A 24,600-nucleotide genomic window follows, 5' to 3' on the forward strand; every position below is an offset into this window, starting at 1 on the left:
CCGCTTCGTGTGCGGCCGGAGTTCCGTTGACTGCGAGCGTTTCAGCAAGATCGGTCGACATCGCTCCGTCGGCGACGGACGAGCCATACGAGGATAGACAATGTCGACTCATCCCTTCAGACCCAATCGGCGCAGCTTCCTGCGAGCCGGCGCCGCCGGGGTGGCGTTGCTGCCGTTTCAAAACCCCGCCCTGGCTCAAGCGAAGAAGCCGCCGGTCCCCCTCACGAAATACACCGCCAAATACTTCAATGCGGACGAATGGGTTTTCATCCAGGCAGCGACCGCGCGCCTGATCCCCTCCGAAGGCGATGGTCCGGGCGCGATCGAGGCGCGCGTGCCGGTGTTCATCGACAACCAGCTCGCCGGCGATTTCGGACAGGCGGCCGACTGGTACATGGAGGGCCCGCACAAGGCCGACGCCGACCCACTGATGGGCTTTCAGTCACCGCTGACTCCCGCCGAGATCTACCGTCAGGGGATTGCCGTCTTCGACAAATGGTGCGCCGACACGATGGGCAAACGCTTCGCTGATCTCGACGCCGACGGTCAGGATGCGGCGCTGAAGGCGCTCGAGGGCAAAGGCGACCAGCAAAAGCCCACCCATGCGGCGGGCGGCGATTTCGCTCAGTTCAATCCGTCGACGCAGGGTGCCGGTCAGGCGGCGCCGGAGGCCACCAAGGTTCCGTTGCCGCCGGAGCTCCGAAACTTCTTCTCGCTGCTGCTGCAGAACACCAAGGAAGGCTATTTCGCCGATCCGATGTATGGCGGCAATCACGAGATGGCCGCTTGGGTCTATATCGGCTTCCCTGGGGCTCGCGCCAATTTCCGCGAATGGGTCGACCAGGACAACGTGCCCTATCCGCTTGGTCCCGTCTCGATCTCCGGCGAGAGGGCGTGACCATGGCCAGAACCGAGAAGAAGAAGGATGTCGTCATCATCGGGCTCGGCTGGACCGGCTCGATCCTCGGCATGGAATTGTGCGAGGAAGGCCTGGAGGTGCTCGCCCTGGAGCGCGGGCCGGACCGCAGCACGGTGCCCGATTTCCAGTATCCTGAGGTGGCCGACGAATTGCGCTACGGCGTGCGCTACGGCTTCATGCAGCGCCCGCGCCAGTCGACGCTGACCATCCGCCATTCCACCTCCGACGAGGCGCTGCCCTATCGTCAGCTCGGCTCCTTTCTTCCGGGCAACGGCGTTGGCGGGGCCGGCGTCCACTGGAACGGCCACACCTTCCGGCCGCAGAAGGAAGAGCTGCGTCTGCGCTCCTATGTCGAGGAGACCTTCGGCGCCGACATCATTCCGGAGGACGTCCAGCTTCAGGACTGGGGCGTCTCCTACGAGGAGATGGAGCCCTTTTTCGACCGCTTCGAAAAGGTGGCCGGGATCACCGGCCAGGCCGGCAATCTCAACGGCCAGATCGTCGAGGGCGGCAATCCGTTCGAGTCGCCTCGGTCGAGCGACTACCCGCTGCCGCCCCTGCCGTCCACCTATGGCGCGCGGATGTTTGCCGATGCCGTCAGGCAGATGGGATATCACCCCTATCCGCGCCCCGGCGCCAACGCGTCGGTCGCCTATACCAATCCCTACGGTATGCAGCTCGGACCCTGCAATTTCTGCGGTTTCTGCGAGCGCTTCGGCTGCCTCAATTATTCCAAGTCGTCGCCGCAGACCTGCGTCCTGGACGCCCTGAAGCGCAAGCCGAACTTCCAGTACCGCGTCAATTCCGAGGTGCTGCGGATCGAGCTCGCCCAGGACGGAAAGACGGCGACGGGCGTCACCTATGTCGACATCGATGCCCAGGAGGAGGTCTTCCAGCCGGCCGACATGGTGATCGTGGCGGCCTATTCGCTGCACAATGTCCATCTGATGCTGCTGTCGGGCATCGGCCAGCCCTACGACCCGGCAACGGGTGAAGGCGTCACGGGCCGCGCCTACTCCTATCAGATGAACGGCGGCACATCGCTCTACTTCAAGGACGTCGACTTCAATCCCTTCGTCGGTGCCGGCTCCAACGGCATCGTGATCGACGATTTTTCGGTCAACCAGATCGACTTCGGCAAGGAGGGCTTCATCGGCGGCAGCTACATCAACTCTTCGCAGACCAACGGCCAGCCGATCCGCTCGATGAGCCTGCCCTCGGGCTCGCCATCGTGGGGCGCCGGCTGGAAGCAGGCGATCGGCGAATGGTACGGCCATTCGATGAGCATCGGCAGCCACGGCACCAATCTCGCCTATCGCGACACCTATCTCGATCTCGATCCGACCTACAAGGATCCCTACGGCCGGCCGCTCATGCGCATGACGTTCGACTGGAAGGCCAACGACATCGCCATGACGCAATTCATGAAGACCAAGATCGAGGGCATCACCAAGGCGCTGAACCCCGACAGCTTCAAGTCGAGCTACAAGTCGGACGGCAGCCACTACGACACGACGGCCTATCAATCGACCCACAATGTGGGCGGCGCGATCATGGGCGGTGATCCCAAGACCTCGGCGCTCAACCGCTATCTGCAGAGCTGGGACGTCCACAACGTCTTCGTCATGGGCGCCAGCGCCTTTCCGCAGAACCTGCAGTACAACCCGACGGGCATGGTGGGCGGCCTCGCCTACTGGGCGGCCCATGCGATCCGCAACGACTACCTGCCCAACCCGCGGCCGTTGGTCTGAGGAGGACGCCCATGAAAACCGTGCTGAAAATCCTTCTCGGCCTGATCGCGCTCGGCGTGATCGCCCTGCTCGCCTTCATCTTCATCCCGGTCCAGACGACCGGAGCGAAACAGCAGCTTGCCGACGACTATCAGGTTCCGGACGGCGCCGGCCTCTATGCGGCGCAGGTGGCCGATTGTCAGGCCTGCCACACGGCAGAGGGCGGCAAGCCATTTGCCGGCGGCCGGGCGATCGACAGCCCGTTCGGCACCATCTATTCGTCGAACATCACGCCCGACAAGGACACCGGTATCGGCGACTACACGCTCGATGAGTTCCGGGCGGCGCTCTACGACGGCATCCGCCGCGATGGTGCCCATCTCTACCCGGCGATGCCTTACGACAACTACCGCAAGCTCAGCGAGGTCGACGTCCGCGCGCTCTATCACTATTTCCACGACGAACTTCCGCCCGTGAAGAACGAGGTTCAGGAGACCCGGCTCGACTTCCCGTTCAACCAGCGTTGGGGAATTCGGGCCTGGAACTGGGTCGGCCTGCCCGAATCGGAGTTCAAGCCGCCCTTCCAGGACGATCAGCTCAATCGTGGGGCCTACCTCGTCGAGGGTCCGGGCCATTGCGGCGCCTGCCATACGCCGCGCAACGACCTGTCGGTCCAGGCGGGCTTCTCCGAAGGCAGCGACGACTTCCTGTCGGGCGGAAAAATCGGCGGATGGAGCGCGCCGGATCTGCGCGGCGACGACAGCGCGCCGCAGAGCTGGAGCGCCGACGACCTGGCGCTCTATCTCTCGACCGGCCGCAATGCCCATTCGGCGGTGGCCGGCGAGATGACGCTGGTGGTGCAGGACTCCCTGCAATATCTCTCCGACGACGACATGGCCGCGATGGTTGCCTATCTGCGGGCGATCGGACGCAACGGTCCGGCGCCGGAGAATGCCGGGAACGAGCCAGCACAGCAGGGCGGGACGGCGAGAGAGCCGACCGACACGGAAAAGCTCCTGGTTTCGGCCGACCCGTCCATGGATCTCGGGGCGCGGCTTTATCTCGACAACTGCAACGCCTGCCATTTCGCCGACGGCAGGGGAGCGGCCGAGGTGTTTCCGCGGCTCGACGGCAATTCCCTGGTGACCGCCGATTCGCCGGCCGGCTTGGTGAGCCTGATCCTCAACGGCGCCGAACTGCCGTCGACCTCGAAGCGGCCGGAGCGCCTGCGCATGCCCGGCTTCGCCGACCGGCTTTCCGACGACGAGGTGGCGGCCCTCGCGAGCTTCCTGCGCCAAGCCTGGTCGAACGATGCCGGGGCGGTCAAGGCCGACACGGTGGCCGACGCCCGGTCACGGCAGACGGCCAGCCAATAACGGCCAACGACCACAGGTCGCGCAGCCTCGCGTTGCGCGACCTGTTTCGAATTCAGACCTCGCCCGCCTCGGCATCCTCTACCCGTCTATGAGCGACGGGCTCGGGCCGGGTCAGCAGAAAGATCGACACGGCCGACAGAACGGCCGCCTGGATGATCACGACGCGGCCAAAGCCGAGGCCGATCCAGCTGCCGATCAACATCAGTGCCATTGCGACGATGGCAACGAGCTTCGCGCGGCGACTGATGGCGCCCTCCCTGCGCCAGTCGACGATCATCGGCCCGAAGCGCGGATGACTGAGCAGCCACCGCTCAAGCCTTGGCGAGCCGCGGGAAAACGCGAAGGCACTCAGGATCAGAAACGGCGTCGTGGGAAGAAGCGGCAGCGCAATGCCGACGATGCCCGCGCCAAGCGCCATCCAGCCGAGAGAAAGCCACGCCAGCCGCATCGCGATCACTCCCTTGAGGGCGAGCCAAAGCCCGTGGCCAAGCTCAACCGACCCCGTCGCGGGAAGTCAAGGTTGCCAGCCTCCCAGCGGTCTGACGGGATGAAGCGACACCGATGACACGGCCGAAAGGGGCAATCGGGGACTCCACCGCAAATGTGACGGAACCTTGACAGAGCCAACTGCTTCTCTAAAGTCATGATCAAGAAATAGACAGTCTAACCTTGATAAATTCTGTCTTGGCGTGATCTCACGCTGAGAGGGAGAGGTTTATTCTGTAAAAAGATTGAGTGGATCTGCACTTTAGGCTGGCCTCCGGGCCCAAGAGATGGAACTTGCCCATGCAGAAGGTCCTGAAATTCAACCGCACGACAAAGATCATGCTGGGCATGGGGCTCGGCCTGATCGTCGGCGTGCTCTTCAACCAGATCGATTCGGCCTTCATCAACGAATACATCGTGTCCGGCCTGTTCTGGATGATCGGCACGATGTTCGTGAATGCCCTGAAGATGCTGGTCGTGCCGCTGGTCGTGTTCTCGCTGATCTGTGGCGTGGCCGGTATCGGCGACGTGCGCGTCCTCGGTCGCGTCGGCGGCAAGTCCTTCGGCCTCTACATGATGACCACGGCCATCGCCATCGCCGTGGCCATCGCCATCGCGGTCGTCGTTGCGCCCGGCTCCGGCTTCGACATGACCGGTGTCGACGCCTCCGCCGGCATCGACGCCAAGGAGGCGCCGACCGTCTGGTCGGTGATGGCGGCGATCGTCCCGACCAACCCGATCAATGCCTTCGCCCAAGGCGAAATGCTGCAGGTGATCTTCTACGTGGTGCTTGTCGGCGTGGCGGCCCTGATGCTGGGCGAGCGTTCGCTGCCCTTCGTCCAGGCCTGCGAATACATGAACGAACTGATGATGAAGGTCGTCTCCATCGTCATGGCCTTCGCGCCCATCGGCGTCTTCTGCCTGATCGCGCGCGTGTTCGCGGAACAGGGAATCGGACTGTTCGTGCCGGTACTGGCTTATGTCGCCACGCTCACGGGCACGCTCTTCCTGCACCTGTTCATTACGCTGATGGTGATTCTCAAGGTGTTCTCGGGGCTGAACCCGATCACCTTCATGCGCAAGCTTCGGCCGGCGCAGCTGTTCGCCTTCTCCACCGCCAGCTCCAACGCCACCATTCCGGTGACGCTGCGCTGTGTCGTCGAGAGGATGGGCGCCAACAATTCGGTCGCCTCCTTCACCGTGCCGTTCGGCGCCACAATCAACATGGACGGCACCGCCATCATGCAGGGGGTGGCTACCGTCTTCCTGTCCAATGTCTACGGCATCGAGCTCGGGCTGTCCGGCTATCTGATGGTGATCGCCATGGCCGTTCTCGCCTCGATCGGCACCGCAGGCGTTCCGGGTGTCGGTCTCGTCATGCTGACGATGGTGCTGACGCAGGTCGGCCTGCCGATCGAGGGCATCGCCTTGATCCTCGGCGTCGATCGGCTGATGGACATGATCCGCACCGCCGTCAACATCACCGGCGATGCGGTGGTGACGGCGATCGTGGCCAAGACCGAGGGGCAACTCGACATGGCGACCTACAACGATCCGCTGGCTGGGCAACGCACCGAAGAGATCGAACTCGAGATCGATCCGATCGCCGAGGGCCATCTCGCCGACGCCGCCCGCCCTCACATTCAGGCTGCCTGACGGCTTAGGCCAACTACGATCGGGGCACGGTCGGCGTGCCCCGATCGACGTCGCCGGTGGGAAGCGACGGCTGGGTGCCCTCTTCGCTGCAGATGTCGCAGGAATCGCTCAGCTCTTCCTGCGGCGACAGCTTCAGCCAGAAAAAGGTATGGCCCGGCAGGCTGAGTTGATAGGGCAATTCCCCGACCATCGGGAATTTGCATCCGCCGAAGAGATCGAGCGGCACATGGTCCCGATAGCGGGACAGGTCGATCTCAGCGGCCTGGGCCGTCTCCGACAAATTGACGGCGCACAGGACGGCCTCTCCGTCGAATGAGCGCGTATAGGTCAAAAGCCGCTTGTTGCTCGACGGCACGAACTGGATGTCGCCGCAGCCGAAGACCCGGCTTTCGTTGCGCACCTTGATGATCCAGCGCATCCAGTTGAGCAGGGATGTCCGGATCTGTCGCTGGGTATCGACGTTGACCGCCTCGTAGCCGAACAGCGGATCGACGACGGGCGGCAGGAACAGCTCCATCGTGTTGGCGCCGGAGAAGCCGCCATTGCGGTCCGGCGACCACTGCATCGGCGTGCGCACGCCGTCTCGGTCGCCGAGAAAGGGATTGTCGCTCATGCCGATCTCGTCGCCGTAATAGAGAACCGGCGTTCCCGGCAGCGAGAACAGAAGCGCGTTCAGAAGCTCGATGCGCTTGCGGTCGCCGTCGACCAGCGAGGCGAGCCGCCGACGGATGCCGAGATTGATCCGCAGGCGCGGATGCGTCGCGTAAAATCGCAGCATGGTCTCGCGCTCTTCGTCGGAGACCATCTCCAGCGTCAGTTCATCGTGATTGCGCAGGAAGATCGCCCACTGGCAGCGCTCGGGCAGCCGCATGGTGCTTTCCACCGTCGAGACGATCGGCGTTCCGTCCTCCTGCGCCAGCGCCATGAACAGGCGCGGCATCAGGGGAAAGTGAAACGCCATATGGCATTCGTCGCCATGGCCGAAATAGGGAATGGCATCCTGCGGTCGCTGGTTGGCTTCGGCCAGAAGCACGCATTCGGGCTTGCGCTCTTCGATCTTCCTGCGGATCTGCCGGAGCACGTCGTGGGTTTCCGGCAGGTTCTCGCCGTTGGTCTGGTCGCGCTCCACCAGATAGGGGACCGCGTCCAGGCGAAAGCCGTCGACGCCGTGGTCGAGCCAGAAGTCGAGAATTTTGTCGACCTCCGCGGCGACGTGTGGATTGTCGAAATTGAGATCCGGCTGGTGGCTATAGAAACGATGCCAGTAATAGGCCCGCGCGACCGGGTCCCAGGCCCAGTTCGAGGTCTCGGAATCGAGGAAGATCACACGGGCGTCGGCATATTCGTGCCCGGTCTCGCTCCAGACGTAATAGTCCCGCTCCGGGCTGCCCGGTTCGGCGTTGCGGGCTCGCTGGAACCACGGATGCTGGTCCGAGGTGTGGTTGACGACGAGTTCGATGATGACGCGCAGACCTCGCTCATGCGCGGCGTCGATGAAGGTTTTGAATTCCTCCATCGTCCCGTAGGCGGGATTGACGCCGCAATAGTCGGCGATGTCGTAGCCGTCGTCCTTGAGCGGCGAGGGGAAGAACGGCAGCAGCCAGATCGTGTTGGCGCCCAGATCGACGATGTGATCGAGCTTTTGGGTCAGTCCGGCAAAATCGCCGATGCCATCGCCGTTGGAATCGTAGAAGGAGCGGACATGAAGCTGGTAGATGATGGCGTCCTTGTACCAGCAGGGCGGTTCAGACGCCGGCTCGAGGCCGCTTTCTGAATGGGCATGCGTGCGAGGCTCGCCGATCGCGGCGTTGAATTCGATAGTTCGCATGGAAATAAGGACCGTGCTCGATGGACAACAAACATCGGCCGGCAACCCGTCCCATCAGCCCGGCACAGTCGTGGTAAGCGCGTAGAGCGGGATTTGTTCCAGCCCAATCAATCGTCCCGATCGGACAACGACGATGACGGCGTCGAGCCAGGCGATCCGTCGCCACCGTTCCTCCGGCGGAGGCCAATCCGGCATCCGGGCCACACGGCAGGAAATTCAACGGTGACAGCGGCCGGGGCCATACGAATTTGATTGCCGTCCGCACCGTTCGACGTCAAAGTGCGACCCTCCTACCTCCCAGACCTCCAAGCGAGTGCCCTTCCCTCGGACCGGCGCCGACAGCGGCGCGTTGAACATGAGTGCATCATCTCCCTCCTCCCCTGTCGCACCCGCCACGTTTGCGGAGCTCTTCACGCCGAAGCTCATCACCGTCTTTCGCGAGGGATACGGGCTGAAGGATCTGCGGACCGACGCCATCGCCGGCCTGACGGTGGCGATCGTCGCCCTGCCGCTGTCGATGGCGATCGCCATCGCCTCGGGAACGACGCCTGACCGCGGGCTCTACACCGCTATCGTCGGCGGCTTCCTGGTCTCGCTCTTCGGCGGCAGCCGCTTTCAGATCGGAGGCCCGGCGGGCGCCTTCATCGTCCTGGTCGCAGCGACGATTCATACCCATGGCCTCGACGGATTTCTGCTGGCCGCGATGATGTCCGGCGTCATTCTGCTGGCGCTCGGTCTTCTGCGTCTCGGCAGCTACATCAAGTTTCTGCCCTATCCGGTCACCGTCGGCTTCACGGCGGGCATCGCCGTCATCATTTTCGCCAGCCAGTTGAAGGATTTCTTCGGCCTGACGCTCGCCGGGCCCGAGCCCGGCGAGTTCCTGGCAAAGATGGAGACGCTCGGCGCGGCCGCCGCGACTGTCAATCCGGCGGCGGTCGGCGTGGCGCTCGCCTCGATCCTCGTCATCGTGGCGCTGAAGCGATCGATCCCGTCCTTCCCGGGCATGCTCATCGCGGTCGCGCTGGCCGCCCTGGCGACATGGGTGTTCGACCTGCCGATCGAGACCATCGGCTCGCGTTTCGGCGGCATTCCCCGCACGCTTCCCGCCCCGAGCCTGCCGCCTCTGTCGTGGGACAAGGCGATGGCGGTGCTTCCCGACGCCTTTTCCTTCGCGCTTCTCGGCTCGATCGAGTCGCTCTTGTCGGCGGTGGTCGCCGACGGCATGACCGGGCGTCGGCATCGCTCCAACTGCGAGCTCGCGGCGCAGGGCATCGCCAACATCGTCTCGCCGCTGTTCGGCGGCCTGTGCGTGACGGGAACGATCGCGCGCACGGCCACCAACGTGCGCACCGGCGCGCGCGGCCCGGTCTCCGGCATGTTGCACGCCGTCTTCCTGTTCCTGTTCATGCTGCTCGCCGCACCGCTCGCCAGCGCCATTCCGCTGGCCGCACTCGCCGCGGTGCTCGTCATGGTCGCCTGGAACATGGCGGAAAAGCACGAGTTCGTGCTGCTCCTTCGCTCGTCGAAGGGCGACGCGGTGGTGCTGCTCGCGACGTTTCTGCTGACGGTCTTCCGGGATCTGACGACCGGCATCGTCGTCGGATTTGCCATCGGCGCGGTGCTCTTCATCCACCGGATGGCCCAGACCACCGGTATCGAGGCGCATGTTCCGCCGCTGCTCGAGGACGGATCGGACGCCGCTGGCGGGCGGCCGCGCTACAGCCCGGCGCAGGCCACCGACCCGGAGATGGTGATCTACCGGATCTCGGGCGCCTTCTTCTTCGGCGCAGCCTCCAGCGTCGGCTCGATTCTCGATCGGATCGGTGATCGCTACCGGACGCTCGTCATCGACTTTTCGGCCGTGCCGTTCCTCGATTCCACCGCCGCCAACGCGATCGGCGTCATTGCGCGGCGCGTGGAAAGCCATGGCGCGAAGATGGTGGTGACCGGAGCCGCGCCCGCCGTTCGGCGCAGCCTCCTGACCCACGGCCTGCGGCCGCCCCACGTCACCTATGCGGCGAGCGTCGAACAGGCGGTTGCCGACCACCGATCCGATGCACAGGCGCCATCGACGCCATCACCGGAAACGATCGGCCAAGGCGGCGCATAAGGGGAACCGACGAACGGCCGGCCCCCAACCGGCGCGACCTCAGATGTCGAGATTGGCGACCGACAGCGCGTTGTCCTGAATGAACTCGCGGCGCGGCTCTACCTCGTCGCCCATCAGCCGGGCAAACAGCTGATCGGCGTCGCTCGCGTCGTTCACCCGAACCTGGAGCAGCGAGCGTGCCTGCGGATCAAGGGTGGTTTCCCAGAGCTGTTCGGGATCCATCTCGCCGAGACCCTTGTAGCGCTGCAGCGACAGCCCCTTGCGGCCGACTTCGAAGACGGTCGCGATCAGGTCCAGCGGGCCGGACAGGCTGCGCTCGGTCTCCTTGCGCTTCAGCACCGGCCGTTCGCCGTAGGCCTCTTCCAGCGCGGAAGCCAGACGGCTGAGGCGTATGGCGTCGGCGGAGTGGATCAGCGCCTCGTCGAGGCTGCGCACCTCGGTCACGCCGCGCACCGTGCGGCTAAAGCGATATCCGCCGGCGACCGCCTCGCCGCTCCAGCCCTGCTCAGTTTCCTCGGCGATGGTGTCGAGCCGGGCCGCCACCCGCTCGGCCATCGCTTGCGCCTGATCCGGATCCTCGGCGACCTCGGGCTTGAGAGCGCCAATGATGGCCGCCTGTTCGACGATCGAGCGGTCGTACCGGCTGTGCAGGCCGGTCAGGATCGAGCGAACGCTGGCTGCCTCGTCGACCACCAGGCGCAGATCGGCTCCGGCGCGCATCTCGCCCGAGGCAAGCTCCAGCACCGCATCGTCGAGGCCGCCCTCGATCAGGTAGTTTTCCAGTGCCTTCTCGTTCTTCAGGTACTGGGACTGCTTGCCGCGCGTGACTTTGAAGAGCGGCGGCTGGGCGATGTAGACGTAGCCGCGCTCGATCAGCTCGGGCATCTGCCGGAAGAAGAAGGTCAACAGCAGCGTGCGGATGTGGGCGCCATCGACGTCGGCGTCCGTCATGATGATGATCTTGTGATAGCGCAGCTTGTCGGCGTTGAACTCGTCCTTGCCGATCGAGGTGCCGAGCGCCGTGATCAAGGTGCCGATCTGGTCGGACGACAGCATGCGGTCGAAACGGGCCCGCTCGACGTTGAGGATCTTGCCGCGCAAGGGCAGGATCGCCTGATTCTGCCGCGAGCGCGCGCCCTTGGCCGAGCCGCCGGCGGAATCACCTTCGACCAGGAACAGCTCCGACTTCGCCGGATCCTTCTCCTGGCAGTCGGCGAGCTTGCCGGGCAGCGAGGTGATGTCGAGCGCGCCCTTGCGCCGGGTCAGCTCGCGCGCCTTGCGCGCCGCCTCGCGCGCCGCCGCAGCCTCGACCACCTTGCCGATCACCGTCCGGGCCTCTGGCGGATGCTCCTCCAGCCACCGGTTCAGGCCCTCGTTGATGAGGTTCTCGACCACCGGCCGGACCTCGGAGGAGACGAGCTTGTCCTTGGTCTGCGACGAGAATTTCGGATCGGGCACCTTGACCGACAGGACGCAGCTCAGGCCTTCGCGACAGTCGTCGCCCGTCGGCTGAACCTTTTCCTTCTTCAACAACCCCGAGGCCTCGGCATAGCCGGTGACCTGCCGGGTCAGCGCACCGCGCAGCCCGGCCAGATGCGTGCCGCCGTCGCGCTGCGGGATGTTGTTGGTGAAGCAGAGCACCGACTCGCTATAGGAATCGTTCCACCACAACGCCGCCTCGACGGTGATGCCGTCCTTTTCGCCGACGATCACGATCGGCTCCGCGATCAACGGCTTGCGCGCCCGATCGATGTAGCGAACGAACGCCTCCAGACCGCCGTCATAGTGCAGCTCGACGCGCTTGTCGTCCGCCGGCCGCTTGTCGGTAAGCAGAATGCGCACACCCGAGTTCAGGAAGGCGAGCTCGCGCAGCCGATGCTCCAGCGTGGCGAAGTCGAATTCGGTCTTGGTGAAGGTGACCGGCGACGGCATGAAGGTGATCTCGGTGCCGGTCAGCGAGGTGGCATCCCCGGTCACCGCCAGCGGCGCATCCGGCACGCCGTCGGTGAACGCCATCTCGTGGACATGGCCCTGGCGCCGGATCTTCATCTTCAGCCAGACCGAGAGCGCGTTCACCACCGAGACGCCCACGCCATGCAGGCCGCCCGAGACCTTGTAGGAGTTCTGGTCGAACTTACCGCCCGCGTGCAGCTGGGTCATGATAACTTCGGCGGCAGACACGCCTTCGGAGGTGTGAATGTCGGTCGGAATGCCGCGGCCGTTGTCGGTCACCGTGCAGGAGCCGTCGGCGTTCAGCGTGACCGTCACCTCGGTGGCGTGGCCAGCCAATGCCTCGTCGATGGCGTTGTCGACGACCTCGTAGACCATGTGATGCAGGCCCGAGCCGTCATCGGTGTCGCCGATGTACATGCCCGGACGCTTGCGCACGGCGTCCAACCCCTTGAGCACCTTGATCGAATCGGCGCCGTATTCGGTGTCGGGCCCGGGGATCGTCGGGTTCGTGTCTGACATTGAATTCCTTGGGCTGCAGCGAACCGGCCACACGCCGGCGAATCGCCATTCATGACGATCAAATATAGGGTTTTCAGCCCTTCAATCCAAGCGCGGGTGTGCCGGCAGCCCGTTCGTGGCGTAGGGAAACCCGCCCGACGGAACCCGGCACCGTTCCGGGTATTGAATCGGAGTGGAGGCCAAGGAGAATACGATGAAATCCGCTGCCGCTTTTCTGGCATGTCTGACCGTGGCGGGATGCACGGCGATCAGTCCCGTTCCCGACACCCCCTATCCGGGAACGCCGGTCTCGGCCAACCCTAAGCCACGTGGCACCGAAGCTTTCTGCCGAACCTATGCCCGGCAGACGGCCTCCAATGCCTATGAAGACCGCGTCGACACCGACGAGGATTCCTGGGTCGTTCGCCAAGGGACAGCCGAACAGGCCCGGCGCACCGGCGACGAAGCCTATCGCCGCTGCCTGGCCGGCCGCACGAACTGACCTTTTCCGCTCAAGCTCGCGGAGAGCCGAGGCCGAACTCCCCGATCCAGCGTTGACAACGGTCAGCCGGGTTGGCCGGCCGCCCGAAAGAACGGCTGCCGGCAGCCTCGTTTTGTCGGCCCCTTACTCGGCGGGTTCGAGCCCGTCGAACAGCGCCGTCGACAGATAGCGCTCGGCGAAGGACGGAATGATCACGACCAGGTTCTTGCCGGCATTCTCCTCGCGAGACCCGACCTTGACGGCGGCGGAGAGTGCCGCACCCGACGAGATGCCGACCGGAACGCCTTCCAGGCGGGCCACCAGACGCGCATATTCGAACGCTTCGTCGTTGCTCGCCGGCACGATCTCGTCATAGACCGACGTATCGAGGATCGACGGCGCGAAGCCGGCGCCGATGCCCTGGATCTTGTGCGGTCCCGGGTTGCCCCCGGCCAGGACCGGAGAAGCCTCCGGCTCGACGGCGATGACCTTCACGTCCGGATTGCGCTCTTTGAGCACCTGACCGGTGCCGGTGATCGTGCCGCCGGTGCCGATGCCCGCCACGAAGATGTCGACCTTGCCGCCCGTGTCGTTCCAGATTTCCTCGGCGGTGGTTACCCGGTGGATCTGAGGATTGGCCGGGTTGTCGAACTGCTGCGGCATCACCGCGTCGGGCGTCTGGGCGACCAGTTCCTCGGCCTTGGCGATCGCACCCTTCATGCCCTTGGCGCCTTCCGTCAGCACCAGTTCGGCGCCGAACAGGCGCAGCATCTTGCGCCGCTCCACCGACATGGTCTCCGGCATCGTCAAGATCAGACGATAGCCCTTGGCGGCCGCCGTGAAGGCCAGCGCGATGCCGGTGTTGCCCGAGGTGGGCTCGACGAGCGTCGTCTTGCCGGGAGTGATCCTGCCTTCGGCTTCCAGCTTCTCGATCATCGCCACGCCGATCCGGTCCTTGACGCTGGCGATCGGATTGAAGAATTCGAGCTTGGCCAGAAGGTTGGCCTTCACACCCTTCTCTCGCGCCAGCTTGTCGAGGCGCACGAGCGGCGTGTCGCCGATCGTGTCGATGATGGAATCATAGATTCGACCGCGCCCTCTGGTCCGCGCGCCGCTACCGATATCAGGCCTGTCCATCGCTTTCGTCCTTCCCGTTCGAGGCTTCGATCACCGGGTGTCCGGCCGTCATACATCCCACTATAGCTAGGGCGTGCCGACCTCCGGCACGAGGTCGGAATGCATCGAGCGGCGGCCAGAGCAGGAACAGATTTCTATACGCCGTCATTCTTACGGACGATTTTTCCGTCACCGCTCACGCCGCCTGCCCATCACGGCGTAAGATAAATCGGTAACAGACTATAACATACTGATTTTATTTAATATTTTTCTTCGCCCCTTCACCCGATGTTGGATCGCGGCGTGCTTGGTTCTTCTTCACCACGATCATGACGACCGCGGGGAGGGATTATGTCCGTTCGACAGCCGCACACCAAGCCGCTCTGGTGGGAGCTTGCCCTCAGCGCCGCGACGGCGGCCGCGATCGCATCCATCTGCGCCTTCTATGCTTTTCGAGGCTTCGGCCCTCAAGCGGTGGAAACGGGGATCACGTTGGCGCTGGTCCTCTCGCTCGGCGCGGTCATCTGCCACCATGTGCTCCTGACCCTGCGGGTCGCGCATCTCAACCGGATCAATTCCGGCCTGAGACGCGCCGCCACGACCGACGACCTGACCAAAGTCCTCAACCGGGCCGCCTTCGCCCGCCTGGTCACGCAGGAAGCCCGCGGACTGCGCTCCGACAATCGAGACAGCAGCCACACGCTGCTCATGATCGACGTCGACCATTTCAAGCAGATCAACGATCGGATGGGGCATGCGACAGGCGATCAAGTGCTCTATGCCATCGCCTCCACGTTACGGCGCTCGCTGCGCAGCACCGATACGATCGGCCGCCTGGGCGGCGAAGAATTCGGCGTGTTGCTGCGCGGCACTCATGGCGAAAGCGCCAGCCTCGCCGCCGAACGGCTTCGCCAGTGCGTCAACACCATCGAGGTCGGTCCGCCCGGCAACAAGATCCGGCTGTCCGTCAGCATCGGCGGCGTCGCGTTCCGCGAGCCTCTCCCCTTCGACATCATCTATCGCACCGCCGACGAACACCTCTACCGAGCCAAGCAGCGCGGCCGCAACCGCGTGGAGCTCAGCCCCGGCACACTGCCCGCCAACGAAGGCCGCAGCCGGCCTGGTCTCGGCCCGAACGGACCGATACTGACGCGCCTGAGAGCCGTACCGCGCTAGAGCGAGCCCGCGTTCACGGGAATCGCAGCGTCGCTCCAGCGGAATGCGCAAACAGCCCGCCCAGCGTCATGGGTTTCTCCTCACCGTCCCGTGGAGCCGAAGCCGCCGCTGCCGCGCGTCGTCTCCGCCAGAGCCTCGCTCTCCTCGAAGGCCGCCTGCAGCACCGGCGCAACAACGAGTTGGGCGATGCGGTCGCCGTGCTCAACGGTGAACGGTTCGCTGCCGAGATTGACGAGGATCGCCATCACCTCGCCGCGATAGTCGCTGTCGATCGTGCCCGGCGCGTTGACCAGCGTGATCCCGTGCTTGGCCGCCAGGCCCGAGCGTGGGCGCACCTGCACCTCGAACCCTTCCGGAATCTCGAAGGCGAGCCCCGAGGGCACCATGGCCCGCGCGCCGGGCTTGATCGTCATGGCTTCCGACAGCGCCGCGCGCAGATCGGCGCCGGCCGCCCCCGCGGTCGCATAGTTCGGCAGCGGTAGGTCTTCCGCATGGGCAAGACGCTTGACGGCAATGCGGACGGCGGTCATCGGGCTTCTCCATCTGCCAAAAGGGTCGCGAGCCGCTCAGCCAGCCGGCCGGCTACCTCGTCCTTATCCATCGCCGGCCAGGCCTCGACGCCGGCGGAGGTGACGAGACGGACGGTGTTGCGCGTGCCGCCCATCACGCCGGAGGCCGGCGACACGTCGTTGGCGACGATCATGTCGGCGCCCTTCCTGGCCAGCTTGGCCTTGGCATTGTCGATCAAGTCGTCGGTCTCGGCCGCAAAGCCGACCACGACCGCCGGCCGGTTCGCGGCATGGGCGACGGTGGCGAGAATATCGGGGTTTTCGGCGAGCGTCAGCGTCGGCGGGCCGCCCGCCGTCTTCTTGATCTTGTGGTCCGTGGCCGCGTCGGCCCGCCAGTCGGCCACCGCCGCGACGAAGACGGCAATGTCGGCCGGCAGCGCCGCCCGGACCGCGGCCAGCATCTCATCCGCCGTTTCCACATGCACGGTTTCGACGCCTTCGGGATCGGCGAGTGCCACCGGCCCCGAGACCAACGTCACCGTGGCCCCAAGGGACTTGAGGGCGGCCGCGATCGCGTGGCCCTGACGACCGGAGGAGCGGTTGGCGATGTAACGCACGGGGTCGATCGGCTCATGCGTCGGCCCGGACGTCACCACCGCATGGCGGCCGGCGAGCGGACCGGGCTCCTGCGACGACCACAGCGCTTCCAGCGCCGCGACGATCTCCAGCGGCTCGGCCATCCGCCCGAGGCCGGCTTCGCCACTTTCGGCCATCTCGCCGCGCATCGGCCCGACGAAACGAACGCCATCGGCCGTCAGCCGCCCGACGTTGCGCCGGGTCGCGGCGTGCGCCCACATGGCCGGGTTCATCGCCGGCGCCAGCAGAACGGGTGCCCGCGTCGCAATCAACACGGCCGCCGCCAGATCGTCGGCGAACCCGTTCGCGAGCTTGGCCATGCGCTCGGCCGTCGCCGGCGCGACGACCACGGCATCGGCCTCGCGGGCCAGCCGGATATGGCCGACATCGTGCTCGTCCTGGCGGTCGAAGAGATCGGTGTGGACATGGGTCGCGGCGAGCGCGCCGACCGCCAGGGGTGTGACGAATTCCTGGGCCGCGCGTGTCATGACGGGCGTAACCAAGGCGCCGCGTTCGCGCAGGCGCCGGATCAGATCCAGGGATTTGTAGGCGGCGATACCGCCCGAGATGATCAGCAGGATACGCTTTTCGACGAGAGACATGGCGAGGCCGTCGCTGAATCGGATAGGATGCCGATATGAACGAATTCGCCGGCTGAGAAAAGCCGCCAGGCCTTTCATCCGCCCCGGCGACCATCCCCAAGGCGGATAGAGGCGGGACTTCAGAAGAGGGACCAGCCGTCATGGCCGATCGCGTGCTCCTCTACGGGTACCGCTTTAGCGTCTACACCCGCATCGTGCGCATGGTCCTACAGGAGAAGGGTGTTGCCTACGATCAGGTCGAGATCGATCCGTTTTCGCCGACGCTTCCCGGAAACTATGCCGAATTGCATCCGTTCAGGCGCGTTCCGGTTCTGCGGCACGGCGATTTTACGATCTACGAGACCGGTGCGATCGCTCGCTATATCGACGCCACCTTCGATGGACCATGCCTGTGTCCCACGGATGCCCGGAGCCTCTCGCGGATGACCCAGGCGATCGCCATCATGGACAGCTACGGCTACCGGCCGATGGTTCGGCAGGTCTTTGCCCATCGCGTCTTCCGCCCGCGAACAGGAGAGCCGGCAAGCGAAGCCGAAATCGCCGAAGGTCTGGCCGCAGCACCGCCGGTTCTCACGGCTTTGGAGGTCATCGCGGCGGAGGGCCGCGTTCTCGATGGCCTGCAGATCACCCTGGCCGACTGCCATCTCGCTCCGATGTTCGGTTATTATCTCCAGGCCGACCGCGCTGCCTTGATGCCATTTCCCGCTTTGAGCCAGTGGTGGAACCGGGCTTCGAGGCTCGCCAGCTTCGTCGGAACTGAACCCGGCTTGCCGGAGCCCGCGATCGAGACCTGATCCGTCTCTGCCCCAGGACGTACTTTCCGGCATCAACCGATAATGCGCAGCCACGGCCAGCGGGCCTTGAGCGTTTCGGCCTTTTGGCGAAACAGCTCGGGCTGCGGGTTCCGGGGGTTCATCCGCAGCACGCCGGCCCCGATCCCGGCGAGACCGTTGGGCGCATAAAGGCTGCCGTCCATCACGTCGATGCCGACACAGGTGCATTCGATCAGATAGCGGTCGATACCGTCGCGCGCCGAGGTCAGACGCGGATAGGAAGCGCCGAAGCGGCGCTCGTACCAGAGATGGACGCGCGCCTGGTTCTTGACCTCCACCTCGACGCCGAGATCGGCGGTCAGCGCGTAAACCTGCCGGATGACGGCATCCTCCGCCTCCCACGACAGATCGCGCTCGTCGAAATAGAAGACGTCGTAGTCCTTGACGCCCCGCTCCGGCGCGAAACCGGACCGCCAATTCCAATACGCCTGATAGAGGCAGCCAGCCGTCAGATGGCACTGGCGAAGCCCGAGCGCCGGCAGGCGCGACAGGAGCGCGGCATTGACGGGATTAGCCGACGCCGTCTCCAGGAACGTCCTCGCGTCGAGATGCGGCGGCTCGTCCTGCTCCGCCGTCATCAGGTCGGCGCTCCGATCTCGACGAGCCCGTTGCGTTCGCGGCGCAGATAGCGGCCGTTGAGAAGCACCGCCGCCGTCGCGAGACCCGACGCCAGGCCCCACCAGATGCCGACCCCGCCCCAATCCGCGATGAAGGCCAGCAGATAGGCGACCGGCATGCCGATGACCCAATAGCTGAACACGGCGATGATCATCGGGATGCGGGTGTCCTTGAGGCCCCTCAGCACGCCGCTGGAGACCGCCTGAAGCGAGTCCACGATCTGGAACACGCCCGCCACCAGGAGCAGCGGAACGGCGTAGGCCAAGACCGCTTCGGCATTGACGTTGGCGGGGTCGAGATAGAGTCCGATCAGCCGGTCCGGCACGAGCCGGAACAGCGTGGCGCCGCACAATGCGATGGCACCGCCCAACAGCAGCGCCACGGCGCCGGCGCGCCCGAGCCCGATCCTGTCGTCCCGCCCGGCCGCCACGCCGACGCGCACCGTCGCGGCGCTGGCGAGCCCGAGCGGAATCATGAAGGCGATCGAGGCGAGCTGCAACGCGATGCCGTGCGCCGCCAGCGGCACCGCGCCGAGCCAGCCCATCATCACGGACGAGGCGGTGAACAGGCCGACCTCGGCGATGATCGTCGCGCCGATCGGCCAGCCGAGCCGGACGATCTCACGGAACCCGACCCAATCCGGCCGCCAGAACCGGGTGTAGAGCTCGTACCGGCGCAAGCTGCCTGCACCAGCCGTATAGGCGATCAGCAGGCCCGCCATCGCCAGGTTCGACACCAGGGTCGCGATCGCCGCCCCGACCAAACCGAGAGCCGGTGCGCCGAGATGGCCGAAGATCAGCACATAGTTCAACCCGGCATTGCAGACCGCGCCGACGATGATGGCGGCCAGCACCCAATAGGCGCGATTGACCACCGTCAGATAGGAGCGCAGGCCCATGATCAGGAAGCCCGGGAACATCGACCACTGCGCCACGTGCATATAATCGGCGGCAAGCCTCGCCAGATCGGGCTCCTGGCCGAAGGCGAGCAGAATTGCCTCGATCTGCCAGAGCGGGATCATCATGACGGCGGCGTAGAGCGCCAGCACCCAGAGGCTCATGCGGGTGGCGCGGCGTACGCCTCGCTCATCGCCCCGTCCCTCGGCATTGGCCGCCAGCGGCAGCGCCGCCTGGGCGAAGCCGGTGCCGAAGACGAAGCAGACGAAAAACGACTGGGTGGCGAGGACCGCGGCGGCGAGTTCCCGCGCGCCGAGCCAGCCGATCATCACCGTATCGGTGACGTTCATCGTCACCTGGGCAAGTTGGGCTCCGACCAGCGGCAGCGCCAGGACGACCGTCGCCAGCGCATGGCCGAGCCACGACTGGGCGCTGCCCGACGCGGCAGCGGCCGGCGCTGTTCTGTCTTGATCGGATCGATTTTCGGACTGCATGACATCACCACCACGAGCCGGTGGCCTACATGGCGCGCCCTGAAAATCCAACACCGGTGTCGAAGAATTGACGCCGCCCGCGGCGGCGGTGCGGGTTCCTCAGCCGAACAACAGGCTGCCGGCGATCGCCACCAGCGACAGCGCGATCACCCATTGCGCGATGCGCCCCGAGATGACGCTGGCGCGCTTTTCGGTGGCCAGCGACTTCAGCGTGTCGTCGTTCAGGTGGATGCCGTTTTCGACCAGGTCGGCGAGATTGCGGGTCAGCACCTCCAGGCCGCTGGCGGCCTCCGGCAGGGTGCGGAAGATGCGCCAGAGCGCCTCGAGATCGTCGCGGGCGTCGCGCAGCTTGGCGGCCGGACCGAGCTGCCGGGCGATGTAGTCGGCGACGACCGGCTCGGCCGCCTCCCACATGTTGAACTGCGGATCGTAGGAGCGGCTGACGCCTTCCACCACGACCATGGTCTTCTGCAACAGGATCAGTTCCGGCTGGGTCTCCATGTCGAAGAGTTCGGTCACCTCGAAGAGCAGCGTCAGAAGATGCGCCATCGAGATGGTCTCGGCCGACTGGCCGTGGATCGGCTCGCCGATCGCCCGGATCGCCTGGGCGAAGCTCGCGACGTCGTGCTTGCGCGGAACGTAGCCCGCCTCGAAATGCACTTCGGCGACGCGGCGGTAGTCGCGGCGGATGAAGCCGTAGAGGATTTCGGCCAGGAACTGGCGGTGTTTGCGGTCGAGACGCCCGACGATGCCGAGATCGACGGCAACGATCGCCCCGTCCGGCGCGACGAACAGATTGCCGGGGTGCATGTCGGCGTGGAAGAAGCCGTCGCGCATGGAATGGCGCAGGAAGGACTGGACGATGTTGATCGCCAACGCCTTCATGTCGTGGCCGGCCGCGGCCACCGCGGCGACGTTGTTGAGCTTGATGCCCTGCACCCAGTCCATGGTGAGGACACTGCGGCCGGTGCGTTCCCAATCGACCTTCGGCAGGCGAAAACCGGGGTCGTCGGCCGTGTTGGCCGCCATTTCCGAATAGGCGGCCGCCTCCAGTCTGAGATCCATCTCGATCTTGGTCGACTGGGCCAGCGTGTCGACGATCGCGACCGGACGCAGCCGCCGCATGCCCGGCACCCAGCGCTCCAGACGATGGGCGGCGAAATAGAACAGCTGCAGGTCGCGCCAGAAGCGGTTGCGCACGCCGGGACGGATCACCTTGACCGCGACGTCGCGCTCGCTGCCGTCCGGCAGCAGGCACCGGGCACGATGAACCTGCGCGATCGAGGCGGCCCCGACCACGTCGCCGAATTCGATGAAGAGGTCGCCGACCGTGCGCCCGAGCGAGGTCTCGAGCTCGTGGATCGCCTCCTTGCGCGAGAAGGGGGGCACCTTGTCCTGGAGCATCTCCAGTTCGCGCGCGATCTCCTGCCCCACGAGGTCCGGACGCGTTGCAAGAAACTGGCCCAGCTTGACGTAGGAGGGGCCGAGCCGGTTGAGGGCGCGCGACAGGCGCTCGGAGCGCGCCCGGCCGCCGGCCGAGGGCCGGGCGATCAGCCGGGAGGCCCGATGCGCCAAGACCGCGCTCGGCGGCAGGCCATCGGCCGGCAGCGCGGAGATCACGCCTTCGCGCGCCAAGACATAGACGACGCGCAGCAAGGCGAAGGTGCCCGATAGAGGGTTCATGCGTCGGCTTTCCCGAGAGACCGCCGTTGGGCGCCTTCGGTCAACTCCCTGACGGTCGCGGACGGGTCGAAGCCTCGGCGCCAAAGACGCAGGGACAGAACCGCCTGGACCATTGCTCTAGAACTTCCAACCCGAATGGATCGCGGCGATGCCGCCGGACAGGTTGCGATGGGTCACCCGTTCGAAGCCCGCGTCGCGGATCATCGATTCGAAATTCGCCTGGTTGGGGAACCGGCGGATCGACTCGACCAGATACTCGTACGACTCGCGGTCGCCGGCCACCCGCTCGCCGATCGCCGGGATCGCGCGAAACGACCACATCTCGTAGAGCTTGTCCAGAAACGGCACGTCGACCTCGGAGAACTCCAGGCACAGGAAGCGGCCGCCGGGCTTGAGCACCCGGTAGGCTTCGGCGAGCGCCGCGTCGATGCGCGGCACGTTGCGGATGCCGAAGGCGATCGTATAGGCGTCGAAGGCGTTGTCCGGCAGGTCCAGGGCCTCGGCATTGCCTTCCACGAAGGCGAGATTGGCGTCGAGGCGATGCTTGGCCGCGCGCTCGGCGCCCACGCCGAGCATCGAGGCATTGATGTCGAGAACCGTGCCCTGGACCTTGTTGCCGGACGCCTTGACGATCCTGAAGGCGATGTCGCCGGTGCCGCCCGCGACGTCCAAGAAGCGCCAGTCGGTGCGACGCGGCGGGGCCAGCCAGGCGACCATGGCGTCTTTCCAGAGCCGGTGCAGACCGCCCGACATCAGGTCGTTCATCAGATCGTAGCGCTTGGCCACCTGGTGGAACACGCGATTGACGCGCTCCTGCTTTTCCTCGCGGCCTCCGACTTTGGAGAATCCGTAAGAGGTCTCCATGCCCTCGGCACCGGTTTCTCGGGTTCGCGACATCGACACTCCACTTTCGTTGCAAGCCGAGATGCGGCAAGAGGTGGCGGGCGTTGCAGCCCGATCTCGTCGGGGACACTTATACCAACCAGCGCGGAGTGGAAGCCTCGATGCGCAATGCTCTGTCCGCGAGATGACATGCGGGCCTGACGATCGCGTGTTTCAGGCCCGGCCGCGTAAGGAACGACCACCATGCCAGAACTGCCTGAAGTCGAGACGGTGCGCCGCGGCCTCGCACCGGTGATGGAAGGCGCGCGGATCGCCCATGTCGAGCTTCGTCGCCCCGATCTGCGATTTCCGCTGCCGCCGGACTTCGCGTCGCAGCTTCAGGGCCGCCGGATCGAATCGCTCGGGCGCCGCGCCAAATACCTGATCGCCGACGTCGAAGGCGGCCGGGTGCTGGCGATGCATCTGGGCATGTCGGGGTCGTTCCGCATCGAGACGCCGACGGAAACGATGGCCAATCCGATTGCCGGGGAGGCCTTCCGCTTCCCGCGATCCAACGAACGGCGGCACGACCATGTGCTGTTCGACCTGGAGACGACGACCGGCCCCGCCACCGTCGTCTTCAACGATCCCCGCCGCTTCGGCTTCATGACGCTCACCGAGCGCGCGCGGCTGGACAGCCATCCGCTGTTCAAGGATCTCGGCCTGGAACCGACGGGCAATACGCTCGACGGCGCGGCGCTGGCGCCCCTCTTCCGGGGCAAGGCCGCACCTTTGAAGGCCACCCTCCTCGACCAGCGGATCATCGCCGGCCTGGGCAACATCTATGTCTGCGAAGCGCTGTGGCGCGCCCGATTGTCGCCGCGCCGGGCCGCCGGCAGCCTGGTCCGGAAGGACGGCCGGCCGACGCAGCGCCTGGAGGAACTCGCCACCCATGTCCGCGAGACCATCGCCGATGCGATCAAGGCCGGCGGTTCGTCGCTGAAGGACTATCGCCAAGCCGACGGCTCGCTCGGCTATTTCCAGCACAGCTTCGCCGTCTATGGCCGCGAGGACGAACCCTGCCGGCACGACGGCTGCCGCGGTATCGTCCAGCGGATCGTCCAGTCGGGCCGCTCGACCTTCTATTGCCCAGTCTGCCAGCGCTAAAGCATGATGCCGCGAAGTTGCAGACTTTTCGGACCCACATCATGCGGGAAAACAAGAGGCTAGAGCGACATAGCGATTCAATCTGAACGCATGTCGCTCTAAAGTCTTGCTCCTTTTCGGCAGCGAAAGAAGACCGGCTTGCATCGGCTCCGGTCCGACGTATGGTCGTCGATCTGCCGATAGGAGGGTTGGGCTCATGGCATACGAAACGATCAAGAGCGAGGTCAGGGGACGGGTCGGCTTGATCACCTTACACCGCCCTTCGGCGATGAATGCGTTGAACAGGACCCTGCTGGAAGAGTTGCTGAAGGCGCTGGCCGCCTTCGACCAGGATCCGAAGATCGGCGCCATCGTCTTGACCGGATCCGAGAAGGTCTTCGCCTCCGGGTTCGACGTCAAGGAAATGAGCACTCTCGACTTCGCGGAAGCGTTTCGCGAGGATTTTTCCGCCGGCTGGGCGAAGATCGCGGCGATCCGCAAGCCGATCATCGCCGCGGTGGCGGGTTATGCGCTCGGCGCCGGCTGCGAGCTCGCCATGGCATGCGACTTCATCCTGGCCGCCGAGACCGCCAAGTTCGGTCTGCCTCAGATCACGCTCGGCATCCTGCCCGGCATGGGCGGCACCCAGCGCATGGCCCGATCGATCGGCAAGGCCAAGACCATGGACCTCTGCCTGACGGGCCGTCCCATGGATGCCCAGGAAGCCGAGCGCAGCGGCCTGGTCGCGCGAGTGGTCTCGGCGGCCAATCTTCTTGAGGAAGCCCTGCGCGCGGCCGAGAAGATCACGACATACTCGCTTCCGTCGGTGATGATGGCCAAGGAGGCCGTCAACAGCGCCTTCGAAACCCCCTTGTCCGATGGATTGAGGTCGGAGCGGCGGCTATTTCACGCCGCCTTCGGGCTGGACGATCAAAGCGAGGGCATGCAGGCCTTCATCGAAAAGCGGCGGCCGCAATTCAAGAACCGCTAGGAGTTCTGCGCCCTGGCCGGCTTGCCGATCGGCGCGTATTG

19 protein-coding genes and 1 pseudogene are annotated in these 24,600 nt (G+C 65.4%); 10 read left to right on the forward strand and 10 right to left on the reverse strand.

Going from position 1 to position 24,600, the window contains the following annotated elements; genetic code table 11:
• Positions 1-100: 100 nt before the first annotated feature.
• The 3 genes from SMD10_RS00645 to SMD10_RS00655 are packed head-to-tail and all read left to right on the forward strand — an operon-like array spanning position 101 to position 4,025.
• Complete coding sequence (locus SMD10_RS00645; protein ID WP_331683695.1) at positions 101-898, forward strand: gluconate 2-dehydrogenase subunit 3 family protein; 798 nt, start codon at positions 101-103, stop codon at positions 896-898.
• Positions 899-900: 2 nt separating this feature from the next.
• Positions 901-2,670, forward strand: coding sequence for a GMC family oxidoreductase (locus SMD10_RS00650; RefSeq protein ID WP_331683696.1), 1,770 nt, complete (start codon positions 901-903; stop codon positions 2,668-2,670).
• Positions 2,671-2,681: 11 nt separating this feature from the next.
• Positions 2,682-4,025, forward strand: coding sequence for a c-type cytochrome (locus SMD10_RS00655; RefSeq protein ID WP_331683697.1), 1,344 nt, complete (start codon positions 2,682-2,684; stop codon positions 4,023-4,025).
• 52 nt (positions 4,026-4,077) lie between these two features.
• On the opposite strand, the gene SMD10_RS00660 is transcribed toward SMD10_RS00655, so the two are convergent.
• Positions 4,078-4,473: a YbaN family protein gene (locus SMD10_RS00660; RefSeq protein ID WP_331683879.1), complete on the reverse strand. Its 396-nt coding sequence runs from the start codon at positions 4,471-4,473 to the stop codon at positions 4,078-4,080.
• 338 nt (positions 4,474-4,811) lie between these two features.
• Between SMD10_RS00660 and SMD10_RS00665 the strand changes: the two genes are divergently transcribed.
• Positions 4,812-6,167 (forward strand): dicarboxylate/amino acid:cation symporter, encoded by a 1,356-nt coding sequence (locus SMD10_RS00665; RefSeq protein ID WP_331683698.1) that lies wholly within the window; start codon positions 4,812-4,814, stop codon positions 6,165-6,167.
• A gap of 124 nt (positions 6,168-6,291) precedes the next feature.
• Here SMD10_RS00665 and treS read toward each other — a convergent pair.
• Positions 6,292-7,995, reverse strand: a pseudogene (gene treS, locus SMD10_RS00670) (maltose alpha-D-glucosyltransferase); the annotation flags it as partial.
• Between the two features lie 355 nt (positions 7,996-8,350).
• Between treS and SMD10_RS00675 the strand changes: the two are divergent.
• Positions 8,351-10,105, forward strand: coding sequence for a SulP family inorganic anion transporter (locus SMD10_RS00675; protein WP_331683699.1), 1,755 nt, complete (start codon positions 8,351-8,353; stop codon positions 10,103-10,105).
• A 39-nt stretch (positions 10,106-10,144) separates the two neighbouring features.
• On the opposite strand, the gene gyrB is transcribed toward SMD10_RS00675, so the two are convergent.
• Entirely contained in the window at positions 10,145-12,577 is a 2,433-nt protein-coding gene (gyrB, locus tag SMD10_RS00680) for a DNA topoisomerase (ATP-hydrolyzing) subunit B (protein WP_331683700.1), read from the reverse strand.
• Between the two features lie 193 nt (positions 12,578-12,770).
• Here gyrB and SMD10_RS00685 point away from each other — a divergent pair, with 193 nt between their 5' ends.
• A complete protein-coding gene (locus SMD10_RS00685) occupies positions 12,771-13,058 on the forward strand; it encodes a hypothetical protein (protein WP_331683701.1) in 288 nt (95 codons plus the stop codon).
• Between the two features lie 123 nt (positions 13,059-13,181).
• Here the strand turns inward: SMD10_RS00685 and cysK are convergent, their stop codons facing one another.
• Positions 13,182-14,174, reverse strand: coding sequence for a cysteine synthase A (cysK, locus tag SMD10_RS00690; RefSeq protein ID WP_331683702.1), 993 nt, complete (start codon positions 14,172-14,174; stop codon positions 13,182-13,184).
• A 330-nt stretch (positions 14,175-14,504) separates the two neighbouring features.
• Here cysK and SMD10_RS00695 point away from each other — a divergent pair, with 330 nt between their 5' ends.
• Positions 14,505-15,329, forward strand: a complete 825-nt coding sequence (locus SMD10_RS00695; protein ID WP_331683703.1) for a GGDEF domain-containing protein — start codon at positions 14,505-14,507, stop codon at positions 15,327-15,329.
• 80 nt (positions 15,330-15,409) lie between these two features.
• On the opposite strand, the gene dut is transcribed toward SMD10_RS00695, so the two are convergent.
• Together dut and coaBC are read right to left on the reverse strand one after the other, a co-directional pair.
• On the reverse strand, positions 15,410-15,859 hold the full coding sequence (dut, locus tag SMD10_RS00700; RefSeq protein ID WP_331683704.1) for a dUTP diphosphatase: 450 nt from the start codon (positions 15,857-15,859) through the stop codon (positions 15,410-15,412).
• Positions 15,856-17,076, reverse strand: coding sequence for a bifunctional phosphopantothenoylcysteine decarboxylase/phosphopantothenate--cysteine ligase CoaBC (gene coaBC, locus SMD10_RS00705; RefSeq protein WP_331683705.1), 1,221 nt, complete (start codon positions 17,074-17,076; stop codon positions 15,856-15,858). The genes dut and coaBC overlap by 4 nt, the downstream gene beginning before the upstream one ends.
• Positions 17,077-17,216: 140 nt before the next feature.
• Between coaBC and SMD10_RS00710 the strand changes: the two genes are divergently transcribed.
• Positions 17,217-17,870, forward strand: coding sequence for a glutathione S-transferase family protein (locus tag SMD10_RS00710; protein ID WP_331683706.1), 654 nt, complete (start codon positions 17,217-17,219; stop codon positions 17,868-17,870).
• A 32-nt stretch (positions 17,871-17,902) separates the two neighbouring features.
• Here the strand turns inward: SMD10_RS00710 and SMD10_RS00715 are convergent, their stop codons facing one another.
• The 4 genes from SMD10_RS00715 to ubiE all read right to left on the reverse strand — a co-directional run bounded on the left by SMD10_RS00715 (position 17,903) and on the right by ubiE (position 22,497).
• On the reverse strand, positions 17,903-18,487 hold the full coding sequence (locus SMD10_RS00715) for a nucleotidyltransferase family protein (RefSeq protein WP_331683707.1): 585 nt from the start codon (positions 18,485-18,487) through the stop codon (positions 17,903-17,905).
• The gene (locus tag SMD10_RS00720) at positions 18,487-19,917 is read right to left on the reverse strand and encodes an MATE family efflux transporter (RefSeq protein ID WP_331683708.1); all 1,431 of its coding nucleotides are present in this window, start codon (positions 19,915-19,917) and stop codon (positions 18,487-18,489) included. Before SMD10_RS00720 ends, SMD10_RS00715 begins: the two co-directional genes overlap by 1 nt.
• 99 nt (positions 19,918-20,016) lie before the next feature.
• Positions 20,017-21,600 (reverse strand): 2-polyprenylphenol 6-hydroxylase, encoded by a 1,584-nt coding sequence (gene ubiB, locus SMD10_RS00725; RefSeq protein ID WP_331683709.1) that lies wholly within the window; start codon positions 21,598-21,600, stop codon positions 20,017-20,019.
• A gap of 117 nt (positions 21,601-21,717) precedes the next feature.
• The gene (gene ubiE / locus SMD10_RS00730; protein WP_331683710.1) at positions 21,718-22,497 is read right to left on the reverse strand and encodes a bifunctional demethylmenaquinone methyltransferase/2-methoxy-6-polyprenyl-1,4-benzoquinol methylase UbiE; all 780 of its coding nucleotides are present in this window, start codon (positions 22,495-22,497) and stop codon (positions 21,718-21,720) included.
• A 189-nt stretch (positions 22,498-22,686) separates the two neighbouring features.
• Here ubiE and mutM point away from each other — a divergent pair, with 189 nt between their 5' ends.
• Complete coding sequence (mutM, locus tag SMD10_RS00735) at positions 22,687-23,589, forward strand: bifunctional DNA-formamidopyrimidine glycosylase/DNA-(apurinic or apyrimidinic site) lyase (protein WP_331683711.1); 903 nt, start codon at positions 22,687-22,689, stop codon at positions 23,587-23,589.
• A 196-nt stretch (positions 23,590-23,785) separates the two neighbouring features.
• Complete coding sequence (locus tag SMD10_RS00740) at positions 23,786-24,559, forward strand: enoyl-CoA hydratase (RefSeq protein WP_331683712.1); 774 nt, start codon at positions 23,786-23,788, stop codon at positions 24,557-24,559.
• Positions 24,560-24,600 lie beyond the last annotated feature (41 nt).

Origin of the sequence: Consotaella aegiceratis, assembly GCF_036541425.1 — a bacterium.
Lineage (GTDB): Bacteria > Pseudomonadota > Alphaproteobacteria > Rhizobiales > Rhizobiaceae > Consotaella > Consotaella aegiceratis.